Here is a 12,338-nt window from a genome sequence, read left to right as displayed (position 1 = left end):
CGCTTCAAAAAGCGCATTACACGGGGTTATCGTTAGGAGATATGCACATCGATACATTAAAAAGCGTAGCGCTTGATGCGCTGGAAGAACTTAAGGCTCGCGACATCGCACAGTTGGATGTCGCTGGGCTGACCGACGTTGCCGATATCATGTTGATTGCCAGCGGTACGTCAACCCGCCATGTGGCTGCCTTGGCCCAGAATGTGGTGGAAAAAGCCAAAGCCGCCGGGCTTTCTCCGCGGGGCGTTGAGGGGGGAGATAACGCCGACTGGGTGCTTGTCGACCTGAGCGACGTGATTGTTCACGTCATGCTGCCTGAAGCACGTGCCCTGTATGACCTGGAGCGTTTGTGGGCTGACTTGCCAAGCGACACGGGGCTGCGTGAGCTTTCGCTAAGTGACGAGCCGGCCAGCATGTCATGAAAATCCGCCTGTTGGCGGTGGGCAGTAAAATGCCAGCCTGGGTGGAAGAGGGCGTAGAAACGTACCGCAAGCGCCTGCCGAAAGACTTCAGCCTGGAGATCGAAGAGGTGGCGCTTGGGCAGCGTGGTAAAAATGCCGACATTGCCCGGGCTCGGGAACAAGAGGCGGAACGCATTCGCAGCAAGCTGCGGGGCAACGAGCATGTGGTGGCGCTGGAGGTCAATGGCAATGCCTGGACCACCGAGCAGCTCGCCCGGCAAGCCGACGGCTGGCGGCTGCAAGGCCAGGATGTGGTGCTGCTGGTTGGCGGTCCCGATGGTCTTGACCCTGCTGTGTCGGCGATCGCCGCGCAGCGCTGGTCGTTATCGCCGCTCACCTTACCTCATCCGTTGGTGCGCATTATGCTCGCCGAGCAGCTCTATCGCGCCTGGACGCTGCTGGTCGGGCATCCCTACCATCGTTGAGTTATTCAGACAGCTGGATGCCCGTCATCGATTGAATGAGAGTTAGTCATCGCTATGCCACCGCGCTCCGACAAGCTTAAGAACACCGAGCAAGAACTGCGGATTTTTCGTGCCAGAGCGCTATTGGCCTTTGTGGTTGTGGTGGCCTTGACGAGCCTGTTGGTCGGACGCCTGGCCTATCTGCAGGTCGTTCAGCACGATGTTTACAGCACGCGCTCTGAAAAAAACCGTGTGCGCGTTGAGCCCCTTCCGCCGAACCGTGGGTTGATATACGACCGCAACGGTGTGTTGCTGGCGGAAAACCGGCCCACCTACAACCTGACGTTGGTACGCGAGCGCTCGGAAAACGTCGACGAAACCCTGAAACTCCTGGTCGAACTCCTTGAACTCAACGGCGAAGAAACCAGCACTTTCTATGAGCGCTCTCAGCAATGGCAGCGCCCCTTTCAACCTGTCCTGCTGGCCAGCGACCTCAGTGAGGAGCAGATTGCCCGGTTAGCCGTTAACCGCCATCAGCTACCAGGGGTGGAAGTCGAAGCGCAGTTATTGCGTTATTACCCCGATGCTGAAGTGATGGCGCATGCGCTGGGTTACGTCGGGCGAATCAACGCTGAAGAGTTAGCCAACCTGGATGCCACCCGCTATGCCGGCACACACTTTATCGGTAAAACCGGCATCGAGCGGTTTTACGAGGATGAACTGCACGGCCAGGCAGGCTTGCGCAGGGTTGAAACCAACGCCCGTGGGCGTGTGCTGCGTGAGCTTGGGCGCACCGACCCCGTGCCCGGCAAGGATTTGACGCTGACGCTTGATTCGTCGCTGCAGATGCTGGCTTACGAATTGATGGATGGTCGCCGTGGTTCAATCGTCGCCATCGAGCCAGGCAGTGGCGAGATACTGGCCATGGTGTCAACGCCCGGCTTTGACAGTAATCAGTTTGTCACCGGTATCGACAGGGCCTCGTATCAAGCGCTACAGGAAAACCTGAATCTGCCGCTGTTCAACCGGGCGACGCGCGGCCACTACCCGCCCGGTTCGACAATCAAGCCTTTCCTCGCGCTTGGCGGGCTTGTCGATGGGGCGATCACCCCCGATACCACCATCAACGACCCTGGTTATTATCAATTGCCCAATGATTCACGGCGCTATCGCAATTGGCTGCGCTGGGGGCATGGCCGTGTGGATCTGGAGCGCTCGATAGCGGTTTCCAACAATACCTTTTATTACTCGCTAGCCCACGAAATGGGCATTGATAGCCTCCACGAGCAAATGACCAACTTCGGGTTTGGTCAGCGCGTTGCGCATGACGTTCAGAGTCAAAGCTCAGGCTTGATGCCGTCGCGTGAGTGGAAGCGCGAGCGCTTTAACCAGTCCTGGTATCCAGGTGAGACGCTCTCCGTGGGCATCGGCCAGGGTTACTGGCAGGTTACGCCGCTGCAGTTGGCCACCGCAACGGCCACGTTGGCCAACCGTGGGCAGTGGGTGAAGCCTCGTATGGCGCGACAAATTGGCGATACGCCGCTGGAGCTCGATCTGCCCGACACCCCGGACGATATCAACCTGGCACAAGACAGCTGGTGGGACAGCGTGTTCAGCGGTATGGAAAAGGTGGTCAGCGGCAGTGAAGGAACCGCGCGTCGTACCGGCGAGGGCCTTGAATACCGCATGGGAGGTAAGTCAGGGACAGCGCAGGTGTTTTCGCTGGGCCAGGATCAGCGCTACGACGCTGACGAGCTCGAAGAACGCCTGCGTGACCATGCGCTTTTCATCGCCTTCGCGCCTATTGAAGACCCGCAAATTGCCGTTTCGGTGATCGTTGAAAATGCCGGTGGCGGGAGTACCCACGCAGCTCACCTAGCAAGGGCGATGACCGATGAATGGCTGCTGGACGACGACGCCCCCGAAGTCGATGAAGTGCGCGAAACACTGGAAACCGATAACAGCAACGTGGAGGGTAACTGACCATGCCATGGCAGGCCTTAATCCGGTCAATGCGCGGTCGTCCGGTGCGACCCAGCGGCGGTATCCCCAAGCGCCGCAGTATCTGGGAGCGCATTCATATTGACCCCTGGCTACTGGGCCTCCTTCTGATCCTGATGGGCAGTGGCCTGTTGGTGATCTATAGCGCCTCTGGCCAGAGCATGAATGTGGTCATTGCCCAAGCTATTCGCTTTGGTGTTGCGCTGGTGGCGATGGTGGTGGTGGCCCAGTTTTCGCCGATTTTTTTCCTACGCTGGGCACCCGTGGCTTACGGGATTGGCGTTCTGATGCTGGTAGCCGTAGAGCTGGTCGGTGACATTGGCATGGGCGCCCAGCGCTGGCTAGAAATCCCAGGTGTCATACGCTTTCAACCCTCGGAGATGATGAAGCTGGCTGTCCCCATGATGGTGGCGGCGTATCTCTATCGGTGCGAACTTCCTCCCAGGTTGAGAGATATCGCTGTCTGCGGGTTGATTATTGGTTTGCCCGTGGCACTAATTGCGGCCCAGCCTGATTTGGGGACATCCCTGTTGGTTGCCAGCGCGGCGATCATTGTTGTGCTGCTGGCCGGTTTGTCGTGGCGGTTGATCGGGCTGGTGTGTGTGCTATTAGCTTCAGGCTTTCCCTTGCTATGGATGAACCTGCATAACTATCAGCGGCAGCGCATACTGACGTTCCTGAACCCGGAGACGGATCCGCTGGGTTCGGGCTGGAATATCATCCAGTCAACGACTGCCATTGGTAGCGGTGGTGTTTTTGGAAAAGGATGGCTTGAAGGAACGCAATCTCAATTGGAGTTTCTGCCCGAGCGTCATACCGACTTTATTGTCGCTGTGCTGGGCGAAGAAGTTGGCCTTATCGGCATGGTGGTATTGATCTTCTTGTACCTGCTCATTGTGAGTCGCGGGCTGTGGTTGGCAAGCGAGTCGCAAAATACGTTTGGCCGTCTGGTCGCGGGCAGCATTATTCTGACGTTTTTTATCTATGTATTTGTCAATGTCGGTATGGTGAGTGGAATATTGCCGGTCGTTGGGGTGCCTTTGCCGTTGGTCAGCTATGGCGGCACCTCAAGCGTGACCTTGCTGGTGGGTTTCGGTATTCTCATGTCGATTCACGCGCATCGTCGGCTTCTTCCACGCTAGCGGTAGCGATAGAAAATCACAGCGCAGCCCACAGGAGCAGTGAGTGAATGAGTAGAGCCAAACGGATGGCAGGTGTCGGCATGTTGGGCGTTATGGCCGGCGGCTTAGCGTTTCCTCTAATGGCAGAGGACACCCAGAATTTCGACCCTGAGCATCACTCAGGCGCGCGCGCACTGGTGAAAAGTCTCGAGGGCGAAGGGTTGCCGAGCGACTGGTTAAACCGACAGTTGCGTCAGGCCAAACTGCGTCAATCGGTGCTGGACGCCATGGCGGGGGCCGCCGAGCGTCACCTTGAGTGGCACGAGTACCGTGATATTTTTATGACTCAGCAGCGTATTGAAGAAGGCGTCGAGTTCCAGCAGGCCCATCAGGATGCGTTTGCCAAGGCGGAAGACGTTTATGGTGTTCCCCGCGACATCATTACCGCGATTATCGGCGTCGAGACCTATTATGGTCGCTATCGTGGAGACCATCCGGTACTTGACTCCTTGGCGACATTGGCCTTTGAGCACCCCACGCGAGGGGATTTTTTTACCCGTGAACTAGGGGCCTTTCTGCAGATTGCGCACGAGCAGCAGGTTGACCCTATGGCCCTCAAGGGCTCCTACGCCGGGGCAATGGGCTACCCACAGTTTATTCCGACCAGCTATCAAGCCTATGCTGTTGACTTCGACGGCGACGGGCAGCGCGATCTTTGGAACAACCCGGTTGACGCGATTGGCAGCGTTGCCAATTATTTTGCCGAGCACGGCTGGCAAGAAGGGCGTGCTGTCTATTACCCAGCCGAGGGGCCTGAAACTGCGCCATCTGGCCTATCCGCAAACCAGATAACACCCCCCGATACGTCGTTGGAGGCGTTGGAAAACGCAGGTATCACACCCGATGTGGCGCTGGATGAAAGTGCCTCAGTCACGCCGCTGGTGCTTACCCTGAGCGATGGTCAACTGACATATCGACTCGGCGATCACAATTTTTACGTAATTACCCGCTACAATCATAGCCATCTTTATGCCATGGCCGTCGCCGAGTTGGCGGAAGCCATCGCCGCTGAGGTGCAAGAGGTGGGCGTTCAAAGGCCCCAGGGTGAGGATGACGCATGAAGTATTACGCTAAAGTCGGGCAGCAATTAGGTTGGGCGGCCTTGATTCTGGTGGCCGTCAGCGGCTGTGCAAGTCACGAACCGACGAGTGGCTCAAGCCAACCAGCGCAAAATCGCACTGAAGCGAGTGCCGAGTCGAGCAATGACCGTGATACTGCCGGTGGGCGTTATGCCATGAGCGGAGATGCCTATCCGCTCGAGCCGCCGGATGTCTCTAACGTTCCGGATGCGGTTCCCCGCGATGAACCGCTTTCCCGGGCGGGCAATCGGTCAACCTACGAGGTGTGGGGCAAAACCTATCATGTCTTGCCCAATGCCGACGGGTACAGCAAGCAAGGACTGGCCTCCTGGTACGGTGAAAAGTTTCATGGCTACGCAACGTCGAACGGTGAAATCTATGATATGTACAAAATGTCGGCGGCGCACCGTTCGCTACCGCTGCCTACCTATGCGCGCGTGACCAACCAGCGTAACGGACAGTCGGTGATTGTCAGGGTTAATGACCGCGGCCCTTTCCACAGTGATCGCGAAATTGACCTTTCCTACGCGGCAGCCGCCAGGCTGGATATTCTGGATGAAGGCACCGGCGCGGTGAGGGTCGAGGCGATAAACCCCGAGCAGTGGCAGGCGCAGCGTTCGCCTAACACGTCTCGGTCAGCGCCCGCGCCCGACACAGCGACTGCAAGTTCATCTGAAACGCCAGAGCGCAGCAGAGATAATCCGCCAGGCGAGCCAAGTGGCGAGGTCGTCTACTTACAAATAGCTGCACTAGGTGATCCCCAAAACGCTCAAAAAATGCGTTCGCAACTGAGCAACGCCGTACCCCACGATGTGCGTGTGAATCAAGACGACGATATTTATCGGGTACAGGTGGGGCCGGTCGCTGCTGATCAAGAGAGTGACGCTCGCAAAGCGTTACACGATGCGGGCTTTACCGATGTGTTTATCGTGCGATAATTACGCATCGTTATTTTAGACGCGCACTACCGGGCGCGTTTTTTTTCAAGTTAATGAGAATGTCATCATGAATGTGTTTAGTGCTTTGTTTTCTTCTGCGCGGCTGTGTGTATTTGCGGCAGCAATTGTTGTTGCCCCGGCGGTAAGTGCCCAAGAGGCACCCCAGCCGCAAACCCTTATTCCTGCACCGCCGCAGTTGGCCGCCAGCTCGTGGATATTGATGGATGCCGATAGCGGCAAGGTATTGGCGGAGCATAATGCAGATGAGCGCTTACCCCCCGCCAGTTTGACCAAGCTAATGACCGCCTATCTGGTAGAGCGTGAACTGGATCGGGGTAGCATTGCCCTTGATGATCAGGTAAGCATCAGTGAAAAAGCATGGCGCACGGGCGGTTCTAAAATGTTCGTCGAAGTCGGCGACCAGGTCGCGGTTGAAGACTTGCTGCATGGCATCATTATTGTGTCTGGCAACGACGCCAGTGTGGCGATGGCCGAGCACCTGGCGGGCGGTGAAGCCCCGTTTGCCGACTTGATGAACCAGCATGCTGCGCGACTGGGCATGGAAAACTCCAATTTTGAAAACCCGACGGGGCTGCCGGGAGAAAACCACTATTCGTCTGCCCGCGATATGGCACTGTTGACTCAACATATCGTCAATGACTATCCAGAGCATTACGCCATCTACTCTGAACGCAACTTTACCTTTGGCGGTATTGAGCAACCGAACCGTAACCGCCTGCTGTGGCGTGACCCAACGGTCGATGGCTTGAAAACCGGTTGGACCTCGGAGGCGGGCTACTGCCTGGTTTCCTCGGCTAAACGAGACGACATGCGGTTGATTTCCGTGGTCATGGGAACTGATTCTGAAGAGGCCCGTGCCCAGGAAACTCAAAAACTGCTCAGCTACGGCTTCCGTTTTTTTGAAACCATGAGCCTTTACGAACGTGGTGCTGTGCTGGCCACGCCGCGTATATGGGGTGGCGACATCAACGAGGTTCGCGTTGGGGTAGATGAAGCTGTCACCATGACATTGCCGCGTAACCGCAATGACGAGCTGCGCGCGCGCCTGAACCTCAATGCTGAGCTCCAGGCGCCGCTGAGCGTCGGCGACGAGGTGGGTACGCTTGAAATTCACATGGGTGACGATGTCGTCGGTGAACGGCAGCTAGTGGCACTGGAAGACGTTGAGGAGGGTGGCTTTTTCAAGCAGTTGCTCGATCAGGTGCGCCGCTTTTTCTCTAATCTAATCAGTAATTTTACTGATTGATTGTCGGCTGTCTTGCCGTCGAAGCAGGAATACCATTCGCAAAACCAGTGAGCTTGTCATGTCAAAAGGTGGACAAAACAACTTTCGCGATCTGCGTCAGCCGGCGGCACAAGAAGCGCCCAAGATCAGCTTTCCGTGCCCCTATCCGTTAAAAGTGGTGGGCGACGCTACTGAAGATTTCCCGGCACGGGTTTGCCAGGTCATTGTTCGGCATGCTCCCGACTTTGATGAAACAACGATGCAGGTCATTGATAGCCGCAACGGACGCTTTCAATCCGTGAGGGTGACTATCACGGCAACCGGTGAACAACAGCTGAAGCAATTGTTTGACGAGCTGAAGGCCACCGGCCTTGTGCATATGGTGGTGTGATGACATCCCCGCCCATCGAGCTGCATGTATTGGGCCGTAGGCCCTATCTGCCGGTCTGGCAGGCCATGCGTTCGTTGACCGACAACCGTGACTCACAGACGCCCGATCAGTTTTGGCTGGTAGAGCACGACCCGGTGTTTACCCAGGGCCAGGCCGGTAAGCCCGAGCATGTGCTAATGCCGGGCGATATCCCGGTCGTGCAGACTGATCGAGGTGGGCAGGTGACCTACCATGGCCCTGGTCAGGTGGTGTTGTATCCGTTGCTTGATGTGCGGCGAGGTAAGCTGGGCGTGCGCACGCTGGTGACCGCGCTGGAAAACGCGGTGATTAGCGTACTGGCAGATTACGGTGTGTCGGCAAGGGCGCGTCCCGATGCGCCGGGCGTCTATGTGATGGGCGACTCAGGGGAAGCCAAGATCGCGTCGCTAGGTCTACGCATTCGCCGCGGCGCGAGTTTTCACGGTGTGGCGCTCAATGTCGACGGAGATCTGACGCCTTTCTCGTACATTAACCCCTGTGGCTATGCGGGCATGCCGATGACGCGCCTTGCTGATTGGGTCACATTGCCAAGCGACCATCGGGTAGGCGAACAGTTGGCTGAGGCGCTGGCCGTCCAGTTAAATCGTTCGCTGGTAGCGGCCGTGCAACCGCCACCGCTAATGGCATAGCGGTGGGCGAATGGGATTGATTAGCCGACATTGAGTGCCGGTATGATATTGGGATCCGGCTCTTCCTGCCCAGGCACCGCTGCTGGCGATGCCAGCCCAAGGTTGTTCTTCTCAAACACGCGGTCAGCGCGGTAGCTTGAGCGAACAAGCGGGCCTGACGGCACTTCCATAAAGCCTTTCTCGAGCCCGATTTCGCGATAGCGATCGAATTCTTCAGGCGTTACCCAGCGTTCAACCGGCAGGTGATTCTTGGTCGGACGCAGATATTGTCCCAGGGTCACGATATCGACGCCGATTTCGCGCAGATCGTCGAATGTCTGAAGAATTTCTTCGTCGGTTTCACCCAGGCCGAGCATCAAACTGGTTTTGGTGATTACGTCAGGGCGATAACGTTTTGCGTGGGCAAGGACGTCCAGGGTTTTGCGGTAGCCCGCACGCGGGTCACGCACACGGCTGGTCAAGCGTTCAACCGTTTCGACGTTTTGGGCAAAGACTTCCAGGCCTGAATCGGCGACTTGCTCGATAGCCGCTGGCGCACCGTCAAAATCCGGTGTCAGTGCTTCAACCACGACGTGAGGGGTGCGTGCTTTAATGGCGCGAATACAGTTGGCGTAGTGGCTGGCGCCGCCGTCGTCCAGGTCATCGCGGTCCACCGAGGTAAGCACGATATAACGCAGGCCCATCAGCTCGACTGATTTTGCCGTATTGTCGGGCTCTTCCTGGTCGAGCCAGCCTTTCGGATTGCCTGTATCGACCGCGCAGAAACGGCAGGCGCGGGTGCATACCGACCCCATCAGCATGATTGTCGCCGTGCCGTTGCTCCAGCACTCGCCCATGTTAGGGCAATGGGATTCAGCGCAGACGGTGCTGAGCCGGTGGGTGGCAACATTCTTTTTGACCGCCTCAAAGCGCTCGCCACCAGGGATTTGAGCGCGCAGCCATTTGGGCTTGCGATCCAAAGAAGGGGCATCGGCGTCTGCTTTGCGCTGCTTCATGCCATCTTTAATCACCGTCATGCCGTGTTCATTGCGGAATTTTTCACCGCTGGGGACACGTGGCGAGGTGTTATTGCTCATAGCGAGAGAGCCTCTCTACTGGGCGGCAGGCAATGTCATGCGGCGATGTAAGCCATGCCCGACTGCATGCCGATTGATACGTAGGTAGTAGGACATAATGTAACATAGGTTGGCTTTTGCATGACACCGCAAGCTGGATAGCAACTGTCAGTCGTTTGTAAACCGGTAATAGATTATACCAATGGGTCTGCGTTAGGCATCGACGTGATGCGGGGAAAGGCCTAAACTATATTGCGTTGCAGCATCATTGCTTTCGGGTTCGATGCTACCGCATCAATCCAATGGGAGACCCTATGAATTTCTTCGCTAACCCTCTGTTGCCGACTCATACAAACCAAGATAAAGCGACGGCATCTGTCAGTGATGCCATGGTCACGCTGTTCGATCCTTTCGGGTTTGGCCGCGCCGCCTTTGATTACTGGCGAGATAGCGTTGAGCGTAGCGTGCTTTACCTGGACGTGATGCGCGAGCGCGGTAATCAATACCTGGCACATATGGAGCAGACCAAGCCCAGCGTTCTGGGGTTTGACACCGAAGTACTGGTGGATGGGCGTACCTTACCGCAGCCCACCAACTATGAGTTGCTGCGCGTGATACCGCCGGAAGGCATTGAAACAGACCCGGAAAGTCGTCCTTTTGTGGTCGTCGACCCGCGCGCCGGTCACGGTCCCGGTATTGGTGGTTTCAAGCCTGACAGCGAGCTTGGCGTCGCGTTAAGAGCGGGCCATCCCTGTTACTTTATCGGCTTCTTGCCGTTTCCAGAGCCCGGACAAACGGTTGAAGATGTGGTCGAGTCCGAGGTGGCGTTTCTGCGTCATGTGATCGAGCGTCATCCTGAAACCAGCGAAAAGCCCATGGTGGTCGGCAATTGCCAGGCGGGCTGGCAGATCATGATGGCGGCGGCTCTGGAGCCTGAAGTTTTCGGCCCGATTCTGATCGCCGGTGCGCCGCTTTCGTATTGGGCCGGCGAGCATGGCAAAGCACCCATGCGCTATTCCGGTGGCATGACCGGTGGTAGCTGGATAACCGCGATGACCAGCGATCTGGGTAACGGCCTGTTCGACGGTGCCTGGCTGGTGCAGAATTTCGAGCGACTCAACCCGGCCAACACCTATTGGAAAAAGCAGTATCACCTGTTTGACAATATTGATACTGAGGCAAACCGCTACCTTGAGTTTGAGCGCTGGTGGGGCGGTCACGTCGTCCTTGGTGGCGAAGAGATTCAATATATCGTCGACAACCTGTTTGTCGGCAATCGTCTGTCCACCGCCCAGTTGGTCACCCGTGATGGCCGTCGCATTGATTTGCGTAATGTGCGCTCCCCCGTGGTGGTCTTCTGCTCGCGGGGCGACGATATTACGCCGCCGCCTCAGGCGCTGGGCTGGATACGTGATTTATACGAAGATGAAAAAGATATCATTGCCAATGAACAAACCATCGTTTATTGCCAGCATGATACGACCGGTCACCTGGGTATCTTCGTGTCGAGCAGCGTGTCACGCAAGGAACATACCGAGTTCACGGCCAACATGGATTATATCGATGTGATGCCGCCGGGGCTTTACGAAACCACGATTACGCACGCCGATGATCGCCACGACGGCGAGAGCCTCGAGCGGGACTATCTGCTCGAATTCTCGCCACGGGATTTTGAAGAATTAGACCGTGAAGTCATGCACAAGCCCGAAGATGACCGGCGTTTTGCGACCGTGGCGCGTATCTCCGAAATCAATCTGGGCCTTTACAGGCTTTATATGCAGCCCTGGCTGCAAGCGGTGATGACCCCTGAAGCCGCCCGCTGGATACGTCGTATGCACCCCATTCGGTTGGGCTACAAGCTGCTTTCTGACCGTAATCCGATGAGTGTGCCGCTACCTGTGATGGCTGAGCAGGTTCGTCAGTCGCGTCACCCGGTGGGCAAGGATAACCTTTTCAAAGCGTTCGAAACCATGGCCTCCGATCAGATCGTGACAGGGCTCAATGCCTGGCGCGATGCCCGTGACGGTGCCACCGAGCGGCTGTTCATGGATATCTACGGCCAACCGCTGTTACAGGCCGCTGTTGGGCTTCATGGTGACGCCCACGTACATCGCCGTCGCCCCGGCGACGAGCCGGAACACCGCCGCTTCCTGGAGCAGCGCGAGAACGAGCTGCTCGCCAAGATTGCCCAGGGCGGGGCTCACGAAGCGGTCATGCGTGCCGTGATTTACGTACTGGGTGGCGCGCCCGCGACGGATGAGCGCAACTTCAAGCGGTTACGCGCTTCTCGGGCGGCGCTTGAGCCCAGCGCCAATTTAAGCGACTTCAAGAGCCTGGTGCGTGAACAGTTCTTTATCCTGAAACTGGATCGGGAACAGGCGCTTAGCACCTTGCCTACACTGCTCGAGGGCCAGACCAACGACGAGATTGATGCCCATCTTTCGCATCTGGAGGATGTGCTGTCGGCCAGTGGCGAGCTCTCTGAACATGCCGCATCGCGCTTCGCACAGGTCAGTGAGTTGTTTAATCAGGCGCGGCCTGCTGAAAAAGCCGTTGCGTCAAGTCCACAGACGCCTCAGCAGGCTCCCCAGGCAGCGCCAGCCAAGGCACCTACGGCGAATGCCAAGAAGTCCACGACGTCTCGGCGCAAATCGCCGCCTAATCAATAGCGGTTCAATCGAGTGCTACACGCCCCTGCCCTATGGCAGGGGCGTTTGCGTTGGGAGCTGCATTGCGCGACGTCGATTTTTGGGTTGCCGTTGCGCAATCGGCAGTCTAGTGTCTAGCTACAATTTAGTTGAAAAGTGTGATTTTCATCATCATCAAGTCGATTGCATCCTCGTGCTCACCACTGGCGCTTCGTTATGGGCTGGGGTAGGGTAGGCGCATTTTTTCGCCCGCACGGTTTTGATGG

At 57.1% G+C, this 12,338-nt stretch carries 11 protein-coding genes; 10 read left to right on the top strand and 1 reads right to left on the bottom strand.

Annotation, left to right across the window (positions count from 1 at the left end; all coding sequences use genetic code 11):
- Positions 1-41 precede the first annotated feature (41 nt).
- The 9 genes from rsfS to lipB all read left to right on the top strand — a co-directional run bounded on the left by rsfS (position 42) and on the right by lipB (position 8,369).
- Positions 42-422, top strand: coding sequence for a ribosome silencing factor (rsfS, locus tag HXW73_RS10190; protein WP_186253007.1), 381 nt, complete (start codon positions 42-44; stop codon positions 420-422).
- Complete coding sequence (rlmH, locus tag HXW73_RS10185) at positions 419-886, top strand: 23S rRNA (pseudouridine(1915)-N(3))-methyltransferase RlmH (protein WP_186253006.1); 468 nt, start codon at positions 419-421, stop codon at positions 884-886. Before rsfS ends, rlmH begins: the two co-directional genes overlap by 4 nt.
- 54 nt (positions 887-940) lie before the next feature.
- Positions 941-2,848 carry a penicillin-binding protein 2 gene (gene mrdA / locus HXW73_RS10180; RefSeq protein WP_186253005.1) on the top strand — a complete coding sequence of 636 codons (1,908 nt, stop codon included), beginning with the start codon at positions 941-943 and terminating at the stop codon, positions 2,846-2,848.
- A 2-nt stretch (positions 2,849-2,850) separates the two neighbouring features.
- Positions 2,851-4,008: a rod shape-determining protein RodA gene (rodA, locus tag HXW73_RS10175; RefSeq protein ID WP_186253004.1), complete on the top strand. Its 1,158-nt coding sequence runs from the start codon at positions 2,851-2,853 to the stop codon at positions 4,006-4,008.
- 47 nt (positions 4,009-4,055) lie between these two features.
- Positions 4,056-5,108, top strand: coding sequence for a lytic murein transglycosylase B (mltB, locus tag HXW73_RS10170; protein WP_186253003.1), 1,053 nt, complete (start codon positions 4,056-4,058; stop codon positions 5,106-5,108).
- A complete protein-coding gene (locus HXW73_RS10165; protein ID WP_186253002.1) occupies positions 5,105-6,064 on the top strand; it encodes a septal ring lytic transglycosylase RlpA family protein in 960 nt (319 codons plus the stop codon). The genes mltB and HXW73_RS10165 overlap by 4 nt, the downstream gene beginning before the upstream one ends.
- A gap of 67 nt (positions 6,065-6,131) precedes the next feature.
- Positions 6,132-7,331 (top strand): D-alanyl-D-alanine carboxypeptidase family protein, encoded by a 1,200-nt coding sequence (locus HXW73_RS10160; RefSeq protein ID WP_186253001.1) that lies wholly within the window; start codon positions 6,132-6,134, stop codon positions 7,329-7,331.
- A gap of 58 nt (positions 7,332-7,389) precedes the next feature.
- Positions 7,390-7,701 (top strand): HP0495 family protein, encoded by a 312-nt coding sequence (locus HXW73_RS10155; RefSeq protein WP_186253000.1) that lies wholly within the window; start codon positions 7,390-7,392, stop codon positions 7,699-7,701.
- Positions 7,701-8,369 (top strand): lipoyl(octanoyl) transferase LipB, encoded by a 669-nt coding sequence (gene lipB / locus HXW73_RS10150; RefSeq protein WP_186252999.1) that lies wholly within the window; start codon positions 7,701-7,703, stop codon positions 8,367-8,369. Before HXW73_RS10155 ends, lipB begins: the two co-directional genes overlap by 1 nt.
- Positions 8,370-8,389: 20 nt before the next feature.
- On the opposite strand, the gene lipA is transcribed toward lipB, so the two are convergent.
- Positions 8,390-9,445 (bottom strand): lipoyl synthase, encoded by a 1,056-nt coding sequence (gene lipA / locus HXW73_RS10145; protein ID WP_186252998.1) that lies wholly within the window; start codon positions 9,443-9,445, stop codon positions 8,390-8,392.
- A gap of 368 nt (positions 9,446-9,813) precedes the next feature.
- Between lipA and HXW73_RS10140 the strand changes: the two genes are divergently transcribed.
- Entirely contained in the window at positions 9,814-12,093 is a 2,280-nt protein-coding gene (locus HXW73_RS10140; protein WP_446719008.1) for a DUF3141 domain-containing protein, read from the top strand.
- Positions 12,094-12,338: the final 245 nt, after the last annotated feature.

It is taken from the genome of Halomonas sp. SH5A2 (assembly GCF_014263395.1).
Taxonomy (GTDB): domain Bacteria; phylum Pseudomonadota; class Gammaproteobacteria; order Pseudomonadales; family Halomonadaceae; genus Vreelandella.
This window is presented reverse-complemented; position numbering and strand designations above follow the sequence as displayed.

Coding starts and splice junctions, on each gene's coding strand:
- mltB (WP_186253003.1), top strand. CDS start 4,056: ATGAGTAGAGCCAAACGGATGGCAGGTGTCGGCATGTTGGGCGTTATG.
- lipB (WP_186252999.1), top strand. CDS start 7,701: ATGACATCCCCGCCCATCGAGCTGCATGTATTGGGCCGTAGGCCCTAT.
- HXW73_RS10165 (WP_186253002.1), top strand. CDS start 5,105: ATGAAGTATTACGCTAAAGTCGGGCAGCAATTAGGTTGGGCGGCCTTG.
- rodA (WP_186253004.1), top strand. CDS start 2,851: ATGCCATGGCAGGCCTTAATCCGGTCAATGCGCGGTCGTCCGGTGCGA.
- lipA (WP_186252998.1), bottom strand. CDS start 9,445: ATGAGCAATAACACCTCGCCACGTGTCCCCAGCGGTGAAAAATTCCGC.
- HXW73_RS10160 (WP_186253001.1), top strand. CDS start 6,132: ATGAATGTGTTTAGTGCTTTGTTTTCTTCTGCGCGGCTGTGTGTATTT.
- HXW73_RS10155 (WP_186253000.1), top strand. CDS start 7,390: ATGTCAAAAGGTGGACAAAACAACTTTCGCGATCTGCGTCAGCCGGCG.
- rsfS (WP_186253007.1), top strand. CDS start 42: ATGCACATCGATACATTAAAAAGCGTAGCGCTTGATGCGCTGGAAGAA.
- rlmH (WP_186253006.1), top strand. CDS start 419: ATGAAAATCCGCCTGTTGGCGGTGGGCAGTAAAATGCCAGCCTGGGTG.
- HXW73_RS10140 (WP_446719008.1), top strand. CDS start 9,814: ATGGTCACGCTGTTCGATCCTTTCGGGTTTGGCCGCGCCGCCTTTGAT.
- mrdA (WP_186253005.1), top strand. CDS start 941: ATGCCACCGCGCTCCGACAAGCTTAAGAACACCGAGCAAGAACTGCGG.